The sequence below is a fragment of the Prolixibacter denitrificans genome, assembly GCF_003014495.1.
GTDB lineage: Bacteria > Bacteroidota > Bacteroidia > Bacteroidales > Prolixibacteraceae > Prolixibacter > Prolixibacter denitrificans.
Window position 1 is genome coordinate 207,100 of sequence record NZ_PYGC01000003.1, and the last position, 15,528, is coordinate 222,627.

The window sequence follows — 15,528 nt, forward strand, 5'->3', positions numbered from 1 at the left end:
TTTTTCAAACAGGTTATTCAGCTGCCACCAACGAAATACAGTATTTTGCCAATAAAAATCGACACGAAGCACACATGCACTGATATACTGCTATTTAAAACTAAGACAAGACGCGAATTTATCCATTAATTCGTACTCATCAGGGTTGAGATATGCTCCGCGCTCACCTCATCAAAATCTTTGATAGTTAACGATGCTCCTATTGCATTTAATTCCTCAGCCGAATGACTGGTGGTTACCCCAATAACTCTTAAGCCCGCCCCTACAGCCGATTTTACTCCTGCAAGAGAATCTTCAAATACGACACAACGGTAATCAGGAATAGCTATTTGCTCCAATGTCTTCAGATAAATTTCCGGATGTGGTTTACCATGAGTTACCCGGGTCCGGTCGATTATGAATTCAAAATACTCTCTTAGTTGAAGCTTGTTCATCACCATATCGACATTCTTAGTCGGTGCCGACGTAGCCACAACGATTCTGTGACCAGCAGAACGCATTCGTTCCAGGAAATTACGTAATCCTTTCACCGGGCCTACATTCATCTCAGTTAACATACGGCGAAATTCAGCATCAACTGCCTCATTGAAATTATTTACCTCATCCTGTGTCAGCTCCCTTTTTAGTAAGGTACGAATTGCTGTGTCACCTGTTGTGCCTGAAACAATATTGGAGAAGTCGTCATCGCTAATAAAAACATTCTCTTTCTCAAAAACAGATCGCCAAGCCTTTATATGTAATGGATTGCTGTCGATAATCACACCGTCCATGTCAAATATAATCCCCATCTGCTCAACGTTTTCTCTGCTTTCCATAATCATCAAATTGACAAGTTTCTAGAGGAGCAAAATTACGGTTTTAACTGACCGATTGAAATTATTCAAATTAAGAAAAAATGAATTCTTCGCCCGGCTATCTGATTACTGAAGACTTCTCATAATGAGAATGATAAAGAGCCCAAAAATTTTCATTCTACTGAGTCTTATCGAACTAATATCTATTTCTCTCGCTAGTCGATATACAAAAAAAGAGACCCGGAGCATTACCGGGTCTCTTCCGCAATTCACCTATTAAAACGGGCTTATGTATTCCGGAGGCAGCTCCGGCACAAGCCAAATCAATATCCAAAAATATCTTCGAGCGCCAGCTCTTCAACCGGCCCGACTGTTTTCAGTGCATTCAAATCGGCATCATTCCGGTTACCCAGTACCAGGTATGTAAAGTGCTGGTTCTTCATATGGTCGTTAAAGAAATTCTGCACATCGGCAATGTCCGATTTCCCGACCTTGTTGTAAACATCCTCGCGGATATCCTTGTCGATACCCAACCGCTGGTTCCGCAACCAAGTCCAGAAAATGTTCGTTTTGTTGATGCGTTCCGTCTGGATATTCTTCATCACGCTCTCGCGGGCGATTCCAAACAGACGATTATCGGAAATCATGTTATCCAACAAACCGTTCATGGCACCAATCGCATCCATCATTTTATCGGCTTGCGTGTAAACAGCTCCGTTGATGTAGAAAGGTTCTTCTTTCTTCGATGGCGCACTGTAACCAGCCCAGGCAGAATAAGCCAATGCTCTCGATTCACGGATTTCCTGGAATACAACCGAACTCATCGAGTTGCCGTAATATTCATTGAACAGCTGCGAGTTAACGTACGTATCGGGCGAGAACGGCAGACTTTGCGACATCATCCGGATATCGACCTGCGATTTGTCGTAGTTCACGAAGAAAACCTTATTCTCATTTGTCGGCTGCATCACAAATTCTTTTTCTGCCGGGATCGATTTCAACTCGGCCGGAATCTGGTGCCCTTCCTTCACCATCTGGAAAACCTGATCGGAAGTCGTCGGACCATAATAGAACACGCGATGTGGGTAATGACTGAACTCGTGCAGTTTGGCAACCAAAACAGCCGGATCAACTTTGTGGAGTTCCTCTTCCGGAATCACATTCGTGAACGGATTCTCCTTGCCGTACTGTCCATAATACTGCAGAGCACGACGAATCTGATATTGATTCAGTTTGGCATCGGCACGCTCTTTCAAAAGACCATCCACCATTTTATCATAGGCTTCCTGATCGGGTTGGGCATTGGCCAGCAAATGCTCCAGCAATTCCATTCCCTTCTTCGCATTCTTATCCAAACCGGAAATGAATACATACGAACGGTCGTTACCGGTGTTCACATTCAAATCGACTCCCAGCTTATAGAATTCCTTTTTCAGGGCAGCAGCCGGATATTTATCGGTTCCCAGGTAAGGCAAATATTTAACCGCCAGTTCGAGTAACGGATCGTGATTCCGTCCCATGTCGACTACATAATCCAACTGGAAGAGCTCATTGGTTTCATTGGGAATATAGTCCATCTTCACTCCTTCTGCCAACGGCTTCTCATCGATAGCCTCCTCAAAGTTGACAAACCGGGGCTCCAGGGGCTCGACTTTCTGAGCCGTAAAATCAGTGAAGAACTTCGACTGATCCTGACGGTTGATGGAGATAGGCGTGATTTCCGGCTTCTCTACCTTCACCAGCCCTTTCGCTTCTCCTGTTCGTTTATAGGCCAACACATAGTTATCTTTATAATGCTCGCGGGCAAAAGCCACCAATTCATCTTTGGTGATTTTCTCCATCTCATCGTAGAAAGCCAGTTCGTCGGCCCAGTTGGTTTTCTTGATAAAGGAATTCAGATAATTGAAGACTCTCCATTTACCTTCGTTCTGACGGATGGCATTTAAACGCAATTGATTGACGGTAGCCTGAATCAGCCAATCGTCAAACTCTCCGTTCTTCACTTTTCCAACTTCTCCCAGCAACAGGTCACGAACCTCGTCAAGCGATTGTCCCTGTCGTGGTGTTCCATACAGCCGATGTTCGCCATACTCGTTGTGGAAGTCACTGTAGCTACCCGCTTTCAATACTTTCTGGCTTTGATTCAAATCGAGGTCGATCAAACCAGCCGTAGAGTTCGTCAGGATATAATCAATCATCGTCACAAATTTCCTATCGGGCGAATGATAGCCATCAAAACGGTATGCCAGCATCACTCTTTCCGCATCAGGACCATATACATCCTTCACAATCGGCTTCTCAATCGGTTCCAGTTTGGCGTGTTTTACTTCCGGAAGAGGTTTCGATTTATACTTACCGAAGGTAGCGTCGACCATTTGAATTGTTTTATCGTAATCGAGATCTCCACTAAGAATAACGGCCATGTTGTTCGGAACATACCAGGTATGATAGAAATTCATGATGTTAACCATCGAAGGATTTTTCAGGTCTTCGGGCCTTCCTATCACATCGGTTCCCAGCGGATGTCCGGGATAGAGGTTACTAATGATAGCCCGGTTCAAACGGCGTCCGTCATTGTCCTGCGACATGTTGAATTCTTCGTACACTGTTTCCAACTCGGTGTGGAACAAGCGAAGAACCGGGTCGCTGAAACGCTCGTATTCCATGTTGATCCACTTATTTAGTTCGTTGGATGGAATATCGTTCATATAAACAGTAAACTCATATGATGTACCGGCATTGGTATATTTCGCACCAATCGTGGAAACCATTTTGTCGTACTCGTTTGGAATCGCATATTTCGAAGCCTCCTGCGATACCTCGTCAATCTGTTTGTAAATGGCTTTCTTCACTTCCGGATCGGTCGCGGCTTTGTGCGCTTCGAATAAGCCGGATATGGAGTCGAGCAATACCTTTTCTTTTCCCCAGTCATTGGTACCGAATTCGTCGGTTCCCTTGAACATCATGTGCTCGAAATAGTGAGCCAGTCCGGTTGTTTCTCTCGGGTCATTCAATGAACCGGCACGCACGCCGATAAAAGTAAAAATACGGGGTTCGTCGGTGTTCTGCGACAAATAAACCTTCAATCCATTATCCAGCGTGTAAATGCGGGTTTTCAACGGATCGTTGGTTACTTCTTCGTACTTATAACCGTTGGAATCGGTTTTCTGAAGGGTTACATACTTCGATTTCTTCTCACTACAAGAGAAGAACAGGCTAATGACGGTCATCACCATCAGCACTTGGAAAAGCTTTTTCATAAGTAGGTTAATTTAAATATTGATGAAACATTTAGCTGTCTGGTTTAATTGGATATCAAGTTACTAAAAAAACCATACAATTCAATTGAGCTATCTTTAAGACGAGTAAAACGAGCTGATAAGTTGCGTGATAACTTTCGCTTTATACAACCTGCTTTCGCTGTATTTACAAATCCTCCCCAACCATCCGGCGTCTGTTTATCCCGACAATCGCTCCTAATAAATATGTTGAATAGCAGAATTATGTTACTGTATTTTTTAAGATTTTAACTCCAGGTTGATGAAAAAGAGGGTAACATTTTATAGGCCATCGGTTACAAACCGTAAGAAAAGAGCCAAATGAAAATGGAAGTTGATGAAGAGAATCTTCAATATGGAGGACAATTGAGATCATATCTACATCGTCTAAAACCAGCTTTGATGCCGGAAACGGCGTCCGAGGACATAAAAAAACTGCCGGGTGGCGGCCCGGCAGTTAGGAGTTAACGTGCGTAGTTATGAAGAAACTACAGCGTGGACAAAAAACAAGTTTGGGCAACTTGTGCGTTAAATATCTTACATCAGAAATTTTACATCTTTAGCTAAAGCCGGGAAATAGGCTGCAATCAAACCAAGCGCTTCTTCTTCGCTCAACTGGTTTGTCGAAAGTTTTCCCTGACCTTCCAGTGCCTTTTCATTCAGATAATATCCGTTAACCGTCGGGTCAAAACGTTGGAATTTAGCATTCACCAACTTAGCGCCAAAACCGCGTTTATTGCAGACATACCTCACTTCAAGATTTTTGGAGCGAACAATGTAGTTACGGCATTTCGAGGTCTTATCAACCAAAATGGTAATCGGATTCTCTGAATTTTCGTAAGATAACTGATAGGCTTGCAGTTCCTCACCGCCTGCTTTAACCGGAGCGATTTGTTTTATTTGGTAAGTTCCCAAAGTACTATTCGACTGCCCCTGGATGGTCTTCGCAGAAAGCGGTCCTACAAACAGAATACTCACAATAAAAAGCAAAGTTGTTGCGATAGATAATTTTTTCATGGCTTAACAATTTTTATTTCCTGTTACAGTTATACCATTCAGTTATCAATCCACATGCCAAAGAACTCAACAACCTGATAACCTACACCAATAGCAAGAACCAAGCCATACCTGAGGAAATCATTTCTGTTCGTTTTCGGAAAGAGAATTGAACGGATACGAACAAAACAAAAATATATGTTAAGCTAATCTATCTTCACATAAAAAGCCCGCTCAATCGGCATGAGCAGGCTCCTATTTCTTCAAAAGTCGGGCTTACTTCAGTCCCAGAACAGCTTTTCCCTGCTCAAACACAATGTCTTTGGGAATACCGGCTGCTGAAATCCGATCCAAATCGCTTTGTAGTTCCGGACGGATGTAACCGTTTTCTTTTATCAATTTGGCAGCAGCGTTATAATCACCGTCGCCCTGAATCTTCAGCAAATCATCCGATAATGCAGTCATTGCCTTCTTCATCTTCTCAAAATCGACGCGGTACGTTCCGGTTTCAGTATCACGGGTAAAAGCACCTTGCTGCTCAAAATAATAGAAACGAATCATGTTGGCTTTGCCATGTGCACTGGCTGCTCCAAAACGCACAGAACGGAAAATTCCAGCCATAAACGTCACATAATTGTCCATTAGGTCTTCACCGGACAACTCGCCCATGTCGTGCAATTTGGTGATTACCCACAGTCCAAGGATGTCAGCTTTGCCTTCTTCAATAGAAGTATAGGTATCTTTCAATGCTTCCCGAACTGTTTGTTTTCCGTCGATGGTTTTTCCAAGCCCCAATCCGTGAGCTACTTCGTGGAACATGGTATTTTCGAAGAAAGCGTCGAACTTGATGTGTGAACGCTGGTCGGGAGCAATCAACAGATCGGAAATCGGTACCAGAATCTTGTCAAACTTGGCACGCATGGCATTTTTCAACTGCAGTTTCCGGCTGCCTTTGGCGGCACGAACCCGCTCGTCATTCGGCAGGTTGATAGCAATGGTTTTGGAACCGGCATTGCAATCGCCTGCGTAATATAACACGTCGTAAGCATTCAAGTCGGAATCGGATCCCGGCATCTCTGCTTTGTACTCGGGAGGACAAGGCAATGCCCGCTGCAAATCTGGCAAAAGAGCGGCAAATTTAGCCAACCGCCGACTCCATACTTTGTCTTTTACCAGGATAAACGCTTCGTGCGACGTTTTGTATCCGAAAAGCTGATCTTCATAATTCTCGATAGGTCCCACTACAAAATCGATGGAGTTGTTCTTCATATCGAGCCACGCCATATCGCTGTCGTAATAGTCATCCGTCAGCAACGCATCGGCACGCAGTTCCAGGTATTTTTTCAGTCCCGGGTCTTCAGCGAATTCGGCAGCTTGACGAATCAACGAAGCAGCTTTCTCAATTTGGGCTTTAAAATATTCATGGTAAGGAATTGATATCAGCTTACCATCTTTATCCCGACGAATCATGGTGTACTGACTGGTTTTTGTCGAATCCTTCCAGTCGTTAAACTCCTGTTCCGTCATGTCCTTAGGATAAAAGTTGGCTCCTTTGGGTTTGGGACCTACTCCTTCGACAAACGGCTTATTATTATTCAGACGTTCCCACGGGCCATAGTTAATCATGGCGAAATCTCTCTCAGCCTGTGTTTTCAGACTGGTCAACAAAGCTTCTTTGTCGCCGTAGGCTTCCTGCCAGAAAATGCCATCCATGATATCCGCCGCATCAAACATCAACGACAACATTTTCTTCTGGTTCTCGTCGAGCTGGCTCATATCGGTAGTCAGTTTAACCTTCGCAAACTCTTTTACTTTTTGCGCGACAACATCCTCCTGCTCAGACTCGCTTTTGGAGGAATTCTTGCATCCTCCCGCCATTAATAATACAATCATCAGTGAAAACAAAGAGATTAGTTTCATACTTATTAGTTTTTTGGTCATATAAATTTCTGTTATTCAATCATTCAAACACTTTTCTCATTTCATTCAGGCGTACCAAAGCTATGAAAAGTAAAATAAAAAACCCTTGACATTCCACCATGTTAATCAGTGGGATTTTATTACTTTGCCCCAAATCGACGGATATGAAGTTCAATCTACTTTTTTATATCGCTGTTTTGTTCCTGATGAGCTCCTGCGCTTCCACCCGGCTCCCCTGCCCTTGCGAAGCCTCCAGTGTCATTCTTCTGGATGATACAGAACTTCATATTCATTCGGAAGTCATTCTGGAAACTGACTCGGATTCAACCAGTGAGGGAATCAAAATTATTGCGCAGATAATTGCTTCGGGAGGCAAACCACTGCCCAAAGGACTCCACGCCGAAATATATGCCATCCGCCCCAGCGACATGAGTTTTGATGGATATGAAGGCAAATTCGATAAGCAGTTAACCGACGTGCCGGGTGGTTTTATGGAGCTCACCGCTCTGAACGGCCCGGATTGGAAAGTCGGAACACAGGTCGACGTGGCCGTAAGACTTGCTGACGATGCGGGCGACCGGAAATATATCAAAGAGGATAAAGTGGTCATTCGGAAAGAACAGTCTTCCCATGCCAATCAGTAAACTATCGGGACCGGGCTTTCTTTCAGGAAAAATGTTTTGGGAATAAAAAAAATCTCCTACTTTTGTGCCCCGAAGCCTCGCTATGCGGCGTGCTTCAAACCATACGGAGAGGTGCAGGAGTGGCTGAACTGGCACGCCTGGAAAGCGTGTGAACCCCTAAAGGGTTCCGAGGGTTCGAATCCCTCTCTCTCCGCCACCCAAGCGTAATCAAAAAAATGATTACGCTTTTTTTATGCTCCTAAACGGATAATTAATTTCGCCGAAACATCTATCGTTACTGCAATTTCTATTTCCTATAATAATTCACAAATCATACCAATTACCCTATCCTATTGTTATAAAACAGTTCAGCAAAAGCTTGCTAAAAACCAATTTTAATGTAACTTATATATAGGAAAAGAGAAAGCCGACAAACGTTCTGACCAAGACAACAAAACATTATTAACCTAAAAACCAAAACCTTTTATATCATGAAAAATATCTTTACACCTCTTTTCCTGATCCTATTAATTACTATCTTCTCAAACAAATCATTCGCACAAACCGGTCCGCCAACGCCGCCTGATCCGGATAGTAATGATACGGAGAATGCACTTTTTGATAACGACCCAATCCCCGAATTTGGAAGCGTGACGTTCTCTCCTTCTCCGATGACGGATACCGAAGTTACCGGAAATAATACCATTTCTGCTTCCATCTCCGATGATGGCGAAGTTATTTCTGCCCTCGTACTTTATGGAACAACATCCGGTGATTTGACGAAATCATTTGCATTGAGTTATTCGTCGGGTACTACCTGGAAGGCTGATTTGCCTGTTCTGGAAGATGGCACTTACTATTACCAAATCAAAGCAGCTGACAATTCGCAACAAGAAGTGGTTAGTACTGAAGCCTCATTTGAAATTACGGCCGGGACACCCGTTGCCCCGGCAGATTTACAGGCCAGTGCTATCGATTACAACCGGTTTACCCTGGAATGGCAACCCAGTTACCAGGCTACATCCTACTACCTGATCATTAGCACAGAAGAAGATTATTCAAATCCGATTGTGGATGGAGACATCGGAAATGTCACTTCATACGAAGCAACGTCCGTTCAATTCTCAACAACCTACTATTATCAACTGAAGGCTATACGTTTGATGGACGATGACGCGGTGATGGAAAGTGAAATCTCCAGTGGGGAAGTGACTACGTTGGACCAACCTGCACCTGAAGTAACGGTTTCAGTCGAAAGTCTTCCGGATTTTGGTGACGTGGTTTCAGGTGAGAATTCTGCGACATCATCTTATACCGTAACAGCTCAATATTTGAGGGACAACCTCGTTGTTACGCCTCCTACCGGATTCGAAGTTTCCACCGATGAAACCAACTGGCAGGGAAATGCATCTCCACTTTCACTCGCCGGAACAGACGGCGAATTATCCACAACCATCTATGTCCGCTTTGCTCCGGACACTCCCGGGGCTACCAGTGGAGACATCACGCACGAAACAACCGAGCTACCGGAAACTGTTTTGGTCGCACTTAGTGGAACTGCCCTGGAAACAGAACCGGCTAACCATGTAAGTAACTTCCGACTCGCGGGACAAAACGGTAATACTTTTCATCTATCGTGGGATGAAAACAATGGAGAGGAAGCAGCCGAAGGCTATCTGCTGCTCTTCACGCAAACAACAGTTCAAACGCCGGTAGACGGAGAGACTCCGATAGAAGACATCGACTTCAGCGACGGTGAGGCTTTGATTGTCATCGATAAGGATACGACCGCGGCTGAAGTCTATATTCCGGGAAGTGAAACGCGATGGTATACGCAGATCATTCCCTATCGGGGAAGTGATGAAACCACCAATGTAAAAACGGATGGAACCGTTCCGGAAATAACACTCATCACACCATTGGATGACCTACCTAATGCCTGGATTAATGAGTTTCATTATAGTGACGATGGCGATGACCATGCTCAGGTTGAAATTGTCTTAGAGAATGCCGACAATTATTCCCTCGAAGATTTTATTCTTATTCACTACAACGGAGCAGGAGGTACCATAATCGATGAATTTAATTTTGCAGATAATGCATCGGTTTCGGTTCAAGGTGCTTTCTCTATCATTCTTATTGATTGCGGAACATTGCAGAAGGGGCCAGATGGACTAGCAATCTCATATCAACATAGGATTGTGCAGTTTATCAGCTATGAAGATTCATTTATAGCCACCGAAGGTGATGCTACAGGAATTACATCAATCGAAATTGCTCCCCAAGAGACCACTACAACCCCACCAAATTTTTCTATTCAACTGACTGGCTCAGGCTCTTACTATGAAGACTTCACCTGGCAGGATCCTGCAGAATCGTCATTTGGTGCGGTGAACGCCGGGCAAATATTAACGGCATCTCCCAACCTGGAAACAACTTGGTTAGGAACACAGGACAATGATTGGAACAATGCAGCCAATTGGAACAACGGAGTTCCGGATGAAACGATGAAAGGCATCATTCCCGCCGGCGTTGACCATTATCCAGTGCTTACCGCAGGAGTGACTCCCAAAACACTGGTACTCGAATCGGATGCTTCACTGAGTGGTCAGCAATATCTTCCGGAAAGCTGCATTCTATACGCCAAGCGAGCGTTGACCGCAGAAAAGTGGCTCTTCCTAACTCCGCCGGTAGAGGATAACATAGCTGCTATGTTCGAACCGGTCTACGGCATGGTCTACCTGATAACTTACGACAACTCTCAAGCGGCTGATGAAAGTGCCTGGAATTATGTGTCGGACCAAACACTGCCGCTGTCCCCCATGACTGGTTACGGCTTTTACAGTACTCGCGAAGAACTCGAGCTCGTTTTCAATGGCAGTCCTATTTCCGGAACTCAGTCCGTTCTCCTGAGTTTTGAAGATGCCGGCAATAACTTCAACTTTGTTGGCAATCCCGGACTGGGAGCCATCGATTGGTCGACTTCGAATCAGGCCAATACAACCGGAACGGCTTATATGTTCGACCCGAATGCCAAAACATACCTGACAATCGCTTCCGACGGAACCGTCACCAATCCCGAGTTTACGGATATGATTCCTCCCATGCAGGGATTTTTTGTGGAAGCAACCAATGCCGGTAACTATTCAGTGAATCTGGACGATTGCGTTCCAACCGACCAGTATTTTCTGAAACAGGGAGTACCCGAAGATTATATTGTCCGGCTGAAAGTGACCGGTCCTAATGGACATGATTTCGCTTTAGTTCGATTCGATCAAACAAACAACGATGAACTGGATTTTAATGAAGACTCGCGAAAGCTGGTTTATTACGATATCGGAGTACCACAACTTTGGTTCAGTCAGGAGGGTGAGAAACTGGCCATCAACCAGGCACGTACCTATCCGGCAAGCTTCCCGTTAGGACTATACATTTCCGATGATAGTGAACTGAGCATTACCGGCACGGTTTCCGGGTCATTCAGCGATGGAATCACCATGTCACTGGAAAATACAATCACCGGAGAAACACTCGATTTGAGAAGTAGTGATACATTGCGATACGATGCTTCGGCAGGAGAAAACAACAGCTTAATCCTGCACCTGAAAAACGGCACCGGCTTCGATGAGTTCACCAACGAGAAGGTTCGTATCTACAGCTCCGGCGAAATCCTTCATGTCACGGCATCACAGATTCTGAAAGGAAAGCTCGAAGTGTTCAATTTTATTGGGCAAAAAATAACTGAATACTCAATCAACCACACCAATCACGCCCGGGTGCAACCCGGGACCGGAATCTATCTTGTTCGTTGGACTGACGACGAACAAGCTGTCGTTCAAAAAGTCAGTTTGCGGTAAAAACCAAAAAAATCCCCCGGCGTCTCTCAACCGGGGGATTTAATTTATTTAGTTTCTGAATACCAGGGTATCATTTTCCACATCCACCAGGATGGGTTTGTCTTCTGAAATGCTCCCTGCCAGCAACTGTTTCGACAGGTCATTCAGAACGAACCGCTGCAACGTCCGTTTGATCGGGCGGGCACCAAACTGCGGGTCGAAGCCCGAAGCAGCCACCCATTCCACTGCCGCGTCGCTGATGGAGATTTCGTGATTGCTTTTCTTCAATCGCTCCATAATCAGGTTGAACTGCAGACGCACAATCTCCTTGATCTCTTCATGATTCAACGGCGTAAACACAATCGTTTCATCAATACGGTTCAGGAATTCCGGACGAATGCTCTTCCGCAAGAGATTCAACATCTCGTAACGAGTCTCCTCCAACACCTCTTCACGGTTTTCATCTTTCAGATTCTCAAACCGCTCCTGAATAATGTGTGACCCGATATTCGAGGTCATAATGATGATGGTGTTCTTGAAATTGACCAGACGTCCTTTGTTGTCCGTCAACCGGCCATCATCGAGTACCTGGAGCAACACGTTGAAAACATCGGGATGTGCTTTTTCGATCTCGTCGAACAACACCACCGAATAAGGCTTCCGCCGAACCGCTTCGGTCAACTGGCCACCTTCGTCGTAACCAACGTAGCCCGGAGGCGAACCAATCAAACGTGTTACCGAGAATTTCTCCTGATATTCCGACATATCGATTCGAGTCATCATATTCTCATCATCGAAAAGATATTCAGCCAGCGCTTTCGCCAATTCGGTTTTTCCAACACCTGTGGTTCCCAGGAAAATAAACGAACCAATGGGCCGCTTTTCATCCTGCAAGCCGGCACGCGACCGGCGAACTGCATCCGACACGGCTGCAATTGCCTCATCCTGACCAACAACCCGCTTGTGCAACTCATCTTCCAGCTGCAGCAGTTTTTCGCGTTCACTTTGCATCATCCGGGAAACCGGTATTCCGGTCCACCGGGCAACGACTTCAGCAATGTCCTCTGCTCCCACTTCCTCTTTAATCATGGAAGATTCGCCCTGAAGCTTGGTCAATTCCGTCTGCAAACGCTGAATTTCTTCTTCGGCACCTTTGACTTTACCGTAACGGATTTCGGCAACACGACCGTAATCGCCTTGCCGTTCGGCCTGTTCAGCTTCCAGTTTCATTTCCTCAATTTCAGACTTGTTGCGCTGAATAGCATCAATGACATCTTTCTCGGCTTGCCAGGAAGCACGATACTTCGTCTGCTCTGCTTTTAAGTTGGCAATTTCCTCATCGAGGTTGGCCAGCTTTCGGGTATCGTTTTCCCGACGAATGGCCGCCCGCTCAATTTCCAACTGCTTCAGCTTCCTCTCGATTTCATCCAGCTCTTCCGGAAGAGAATCCATCTCCATCCGCAGTTTAGCTGCGGCTTCATCCATCAGGTCAATGGCTTTATCCGGCAGGAAACGTTCGGTGATGTAACGCTGCGACAGCTCAACGGCCGAGATAATCGCATCGTCCTTGATACGAACCTTGTGGTGACTTTCGTAGCGCTCCTTCAATCCACGAAGGATGGAAATCGCACTCAAAGTATCCGGCTCATTCACCATCACAATCTGGAAACGACGCTCCAACGCTTTATCTTTCTCGAAGTATTTCTGGTACTCATTTAAAGTTGTTGCACCAACCGCACGCAAATCGCCACGGGCCAACGCCGGTTTCAAGATATTGGCAGCATCCATCGCACCTTCGCCTTTACCGGCACCAACCAGCGTATGAATCTCATCTATGAAAAGAATGATCTCTCCATTCGCTTTCACGACCTCATTTACCACAGCTTTCAAACGTTCCTCGAACTCACCTTTATACTTAGCTCCAGCCACCAAAGCGCCCATATCGAGCGAGAAAATTTGCTTGGTCTTCAGGTTTTCGGGTACATCCCCACGAACGATACGATGAGCCAAACCTTCAGCAATTGCCGTTTTTCCTGTACCCGGTTCACCAATCAAAATCGGGTTGTTTTTGGTACGGCGCGAAAGAATCTGCAAAATCCGGCGAATCTCTTCATCCCGGCCAATCACCGGATCAAGCTTACCGGAACGGGCACGCTCATTCAGGTTGATCGCAAAACGGTTCAGCGAATTGAATGTATCCTCGGCTGTCTGACTGTCCACCTTCGACCCTTTGCGCAAGTCCGCGATAGCAGCTTCCAGTTCCTTCTTGTTGATACCGCTGTCTTTCATCATCTTGCTCACAGAATCACCGGCATCGAGCAAACCAAGCAGCAAGTGTTCTACCGAAACAAACTGATCGCCCATATTTTGCGAATAACCGGTCGCTTTTTGAATAACCGTATTCGCTGCCGGCGACAAATAGGGCTCGCCGCCCGACACTTTCGGGTAACCAGCGACAATCTGATCGAGTGCTTGTTGCAAAGTAGAACTATTGACTCCCAGTTTCTTCAAAAGAAAACCGGTGACATTTTCAGCTTTGCTAAACAAACCTTTGAACAGGTGCCCGGTGTCGATTACCTGTTGGTTGTTTCCCTGCGCCACCTGAATGGCATGCTGCACAACCTCCTGCGCTTTAATGGTAAAATTGTTAAAGTTCATGTCTGTATTTTTAATTTTTTATTGTTGCCCAAATCCAACTTGCCCCGTTGTAGCATTTATCCAATAGAAAGAAACCGACCGGGACCACTTCAGGTCTCTCCCATTTTTCTCCTCACGAATATCAAACTTATTGCCAAAAGACAACAACAGACAAAATGTCTTCAACCATCTGTTTATCAGGAATTTTTGACATGCAAATCTTTAAAAATGATGAAAATATGTCAGTCAATTCACTACTAATCCAATATCCAATTATTTTCAACCAATAATTACCCCAAACTATTTACCATAGTGTAAACGTTTGTTCGCAATCGTTCACAGAAGCTTTCATATGCGGACACTAGCCCGTGGTCATTCGTCCCTACAAAAATCACCAAACATCTATCATTCTGACATTTACAAAACGTGGCACCGTCGTTGTACTTTGTTAGGCGGAATCGAAGAGGATTGTTAAGCATTAATACTGTTAACAGAAGTTTAGTCCATATCACTGGTTTATACAGTGAACGAAATATTTACGCATCAAACAGTATTATGTCTAATTTAAAAACAAGAAGCCATGAAAACAAAACTCTTCTTACTATTCGCAGGATTACTTCTTTCAGTAGTTGCATTCAGTCAGGAAAACATTGAAGAAGTAAGAGTTTCTCCACCGGAATTTGCCGGATTCAAAGGCGCCGCTCTTTTGATAAACGAAGCTAACGTTGAACTGCAATCACTCAATGACTACGTAATTAAACGATTGGAATATCCGACAACCGATGCCCAGGATTTTCGGGAAGGAAAAGAAGTCATTCAGTTTACCGTTCAACCCGATGGAACATTGAGCAACTTTGTTGTTATCAATAGTGTTTCTTCCGCTATGGACGAAGAAGTTATTCGTGTTCTAAGAACAACCAGTGGTCTATGGAAACCGGGATGTAATAACCGGGAAGCTGTCGCTATGGACAAAGAATTTGCTGTTACCTTTAAACTGGCAGAGTCATCTGATTTGAAATCCCAGGCTACGAATTACTTTATCAAGGGGAACAAACAGCTCTTGTTAAAACAAAATCCCAAGCGTGCCATCCGCCATTTCAATCGTGGAATCGTGTTATTGCCTAACGAAAAATGTCTGTTGCTGGCACGAGGCATGAGCCGCTATGAAGTCGGTGACAAAGAAGGTGCCTGCCGTGACTGGAACCGTATTAAAGCTTTAGGAGGCTTCGAATCCGACGAGCTGCTTGACAACTATTGTGAAATGTCGGGTTACGCCGATATGCTGAAAACAGTGAAAGAATGAAAACAAAGCTAACATCACGTTAGCTCAAAAAGGAACCGGTTCTCTTCCCGGTTCCTTTTTTTGCATCAAGTTTACCCCCCATTTTTACTTCCCCCTATATATCAATCAACTTTTCCTATCCCGATTGCTGCTGTAATCATT

At 44.9% G+C, this 15,528-nt stretch carries 8 protein-coding genes and 1 tRNA gene; 4 read left to right on the forward strand and 5 right to left on the reverse strand.

Going from position 1 to position 15,528, the window contains the following annotated elements; translation table 11 throughout:
- Positions 1-125: 125 nt before the first annotated feature.
- The 4 genes from CLV93_RS07785 to CLV93_RS07800 form a co-directional block, all read right to left on the reverse strand.
- Positions 126-815, reverse strand: coding sequence for an HAD family hydrolase (locus CLV93_RS07785; RefSeq protein ID WP_170108892.1), 690 nt, complete (start codon positions 813-815; stop codon positions 126-128).
- 302 nt (positions 816-1,117) lie between these two features.
- Entirely contained in the window at positions 1,118-4,054 is a 2,937-nt protein-coding gene (locus CLV93_RS07790) for a M16 family metallopeptidase (RefSeq protein WP_211297777.1), read from the reverse strand.
- 555 nt (positions 4,055-4,609) lie between these two features.
- Complete coding sequence (locus CLV93_RS07795; RefSeq protein WP_106541623.1) at positions 4,610-5,089, reverse strand: hypothetical protein; 480 nt, start codon at positions 5,087-5,089, stop codon at positions 4,610-4,612.
- Positions 5,090-5,344: 255 nt separating this feature from the next.
- On the reverse strand, positions 5,345-6,988 hold the full coding sequence (locus tag CLV93_RS07800) for a dipeptidyl-peptidase 3 family protein (RefSeq protein WP_106541624.1): 1,644 nt from the start codon (positions 6,986-6,988) through the stop codon (positions 5,345-5,347).
- A gap of 164 nt (positions 6,989-7,152) precedes the next feature.
- Here CLV93_RS07800 and CLV93_RS07805 point away from each other — a divergent pair, with 164 nt between their 5' ends.
- From CLV93_RS07805 to CLV93_RS07815, 3 genes are all read left to right on the forward strand, one after another.
- Positions 7,153-7,632, forward strand: a complete 480-nt coding sequence (locus tag CLV93_RS07805; RefSeq protein WP_146141983.1) for a hypothetical protein — start codon at positions 7,153-7,155, stop codon at positions 7,630-7,632.
- A gap of 105 nt (positions 7,633-7,737) precedes the next feature.
- Positions 7,738-7,828 (forward strand) — tRNA-Ser (locus CLV93_RS07810).
- A 274-nt stretch (positions 7,829-8,102) separates the two neighbouring features.
- Positions 8,103-11,468 (forward strand): hypothetical protein, encoded by a 3,366-nt coding sequence (locus CLV93_RS07815; RefSeq protein ID WP_106541626.1) that lies wholly within the window; start codon positions 8,103-8,105, stop codon positions 11,466-11,468.
- 48 nt (positions 11,469-11,516) lie between these two features.
- On the opposite strand, the gene clpB is transcribed toward CLV93_RS07815, so the two are convergent.
- Positions 11,517-14,105, reverse strand: a complete 2,589-nt coding sequence (gene clpB, locus CLV93_RS07820; protein WP_106541627.1) for an ATP-dependent chaperone ClpB — start codon at positions 14,103-14,105, stop codon at positions 11,517-11,519.
- 559 nt (positions 14,106-14,664) lie between these two features.
- Between clpB and CLV93_RS07825 the strand changes: the two genes are divergently transcribed.
- Positions 14,665-15,387, forward strand: a complete 723-nt coding sequence (locus CLV93_RS07825; RefSeq protein ID WP_106541628.1) for an energy transducer TonB — start codon at positions 14,665-14,667, stop codon at positions 15,385-15,387.
- The last annotated feature ends 141 nt before the right edge of the window (positions 15,388-15,528 follow it).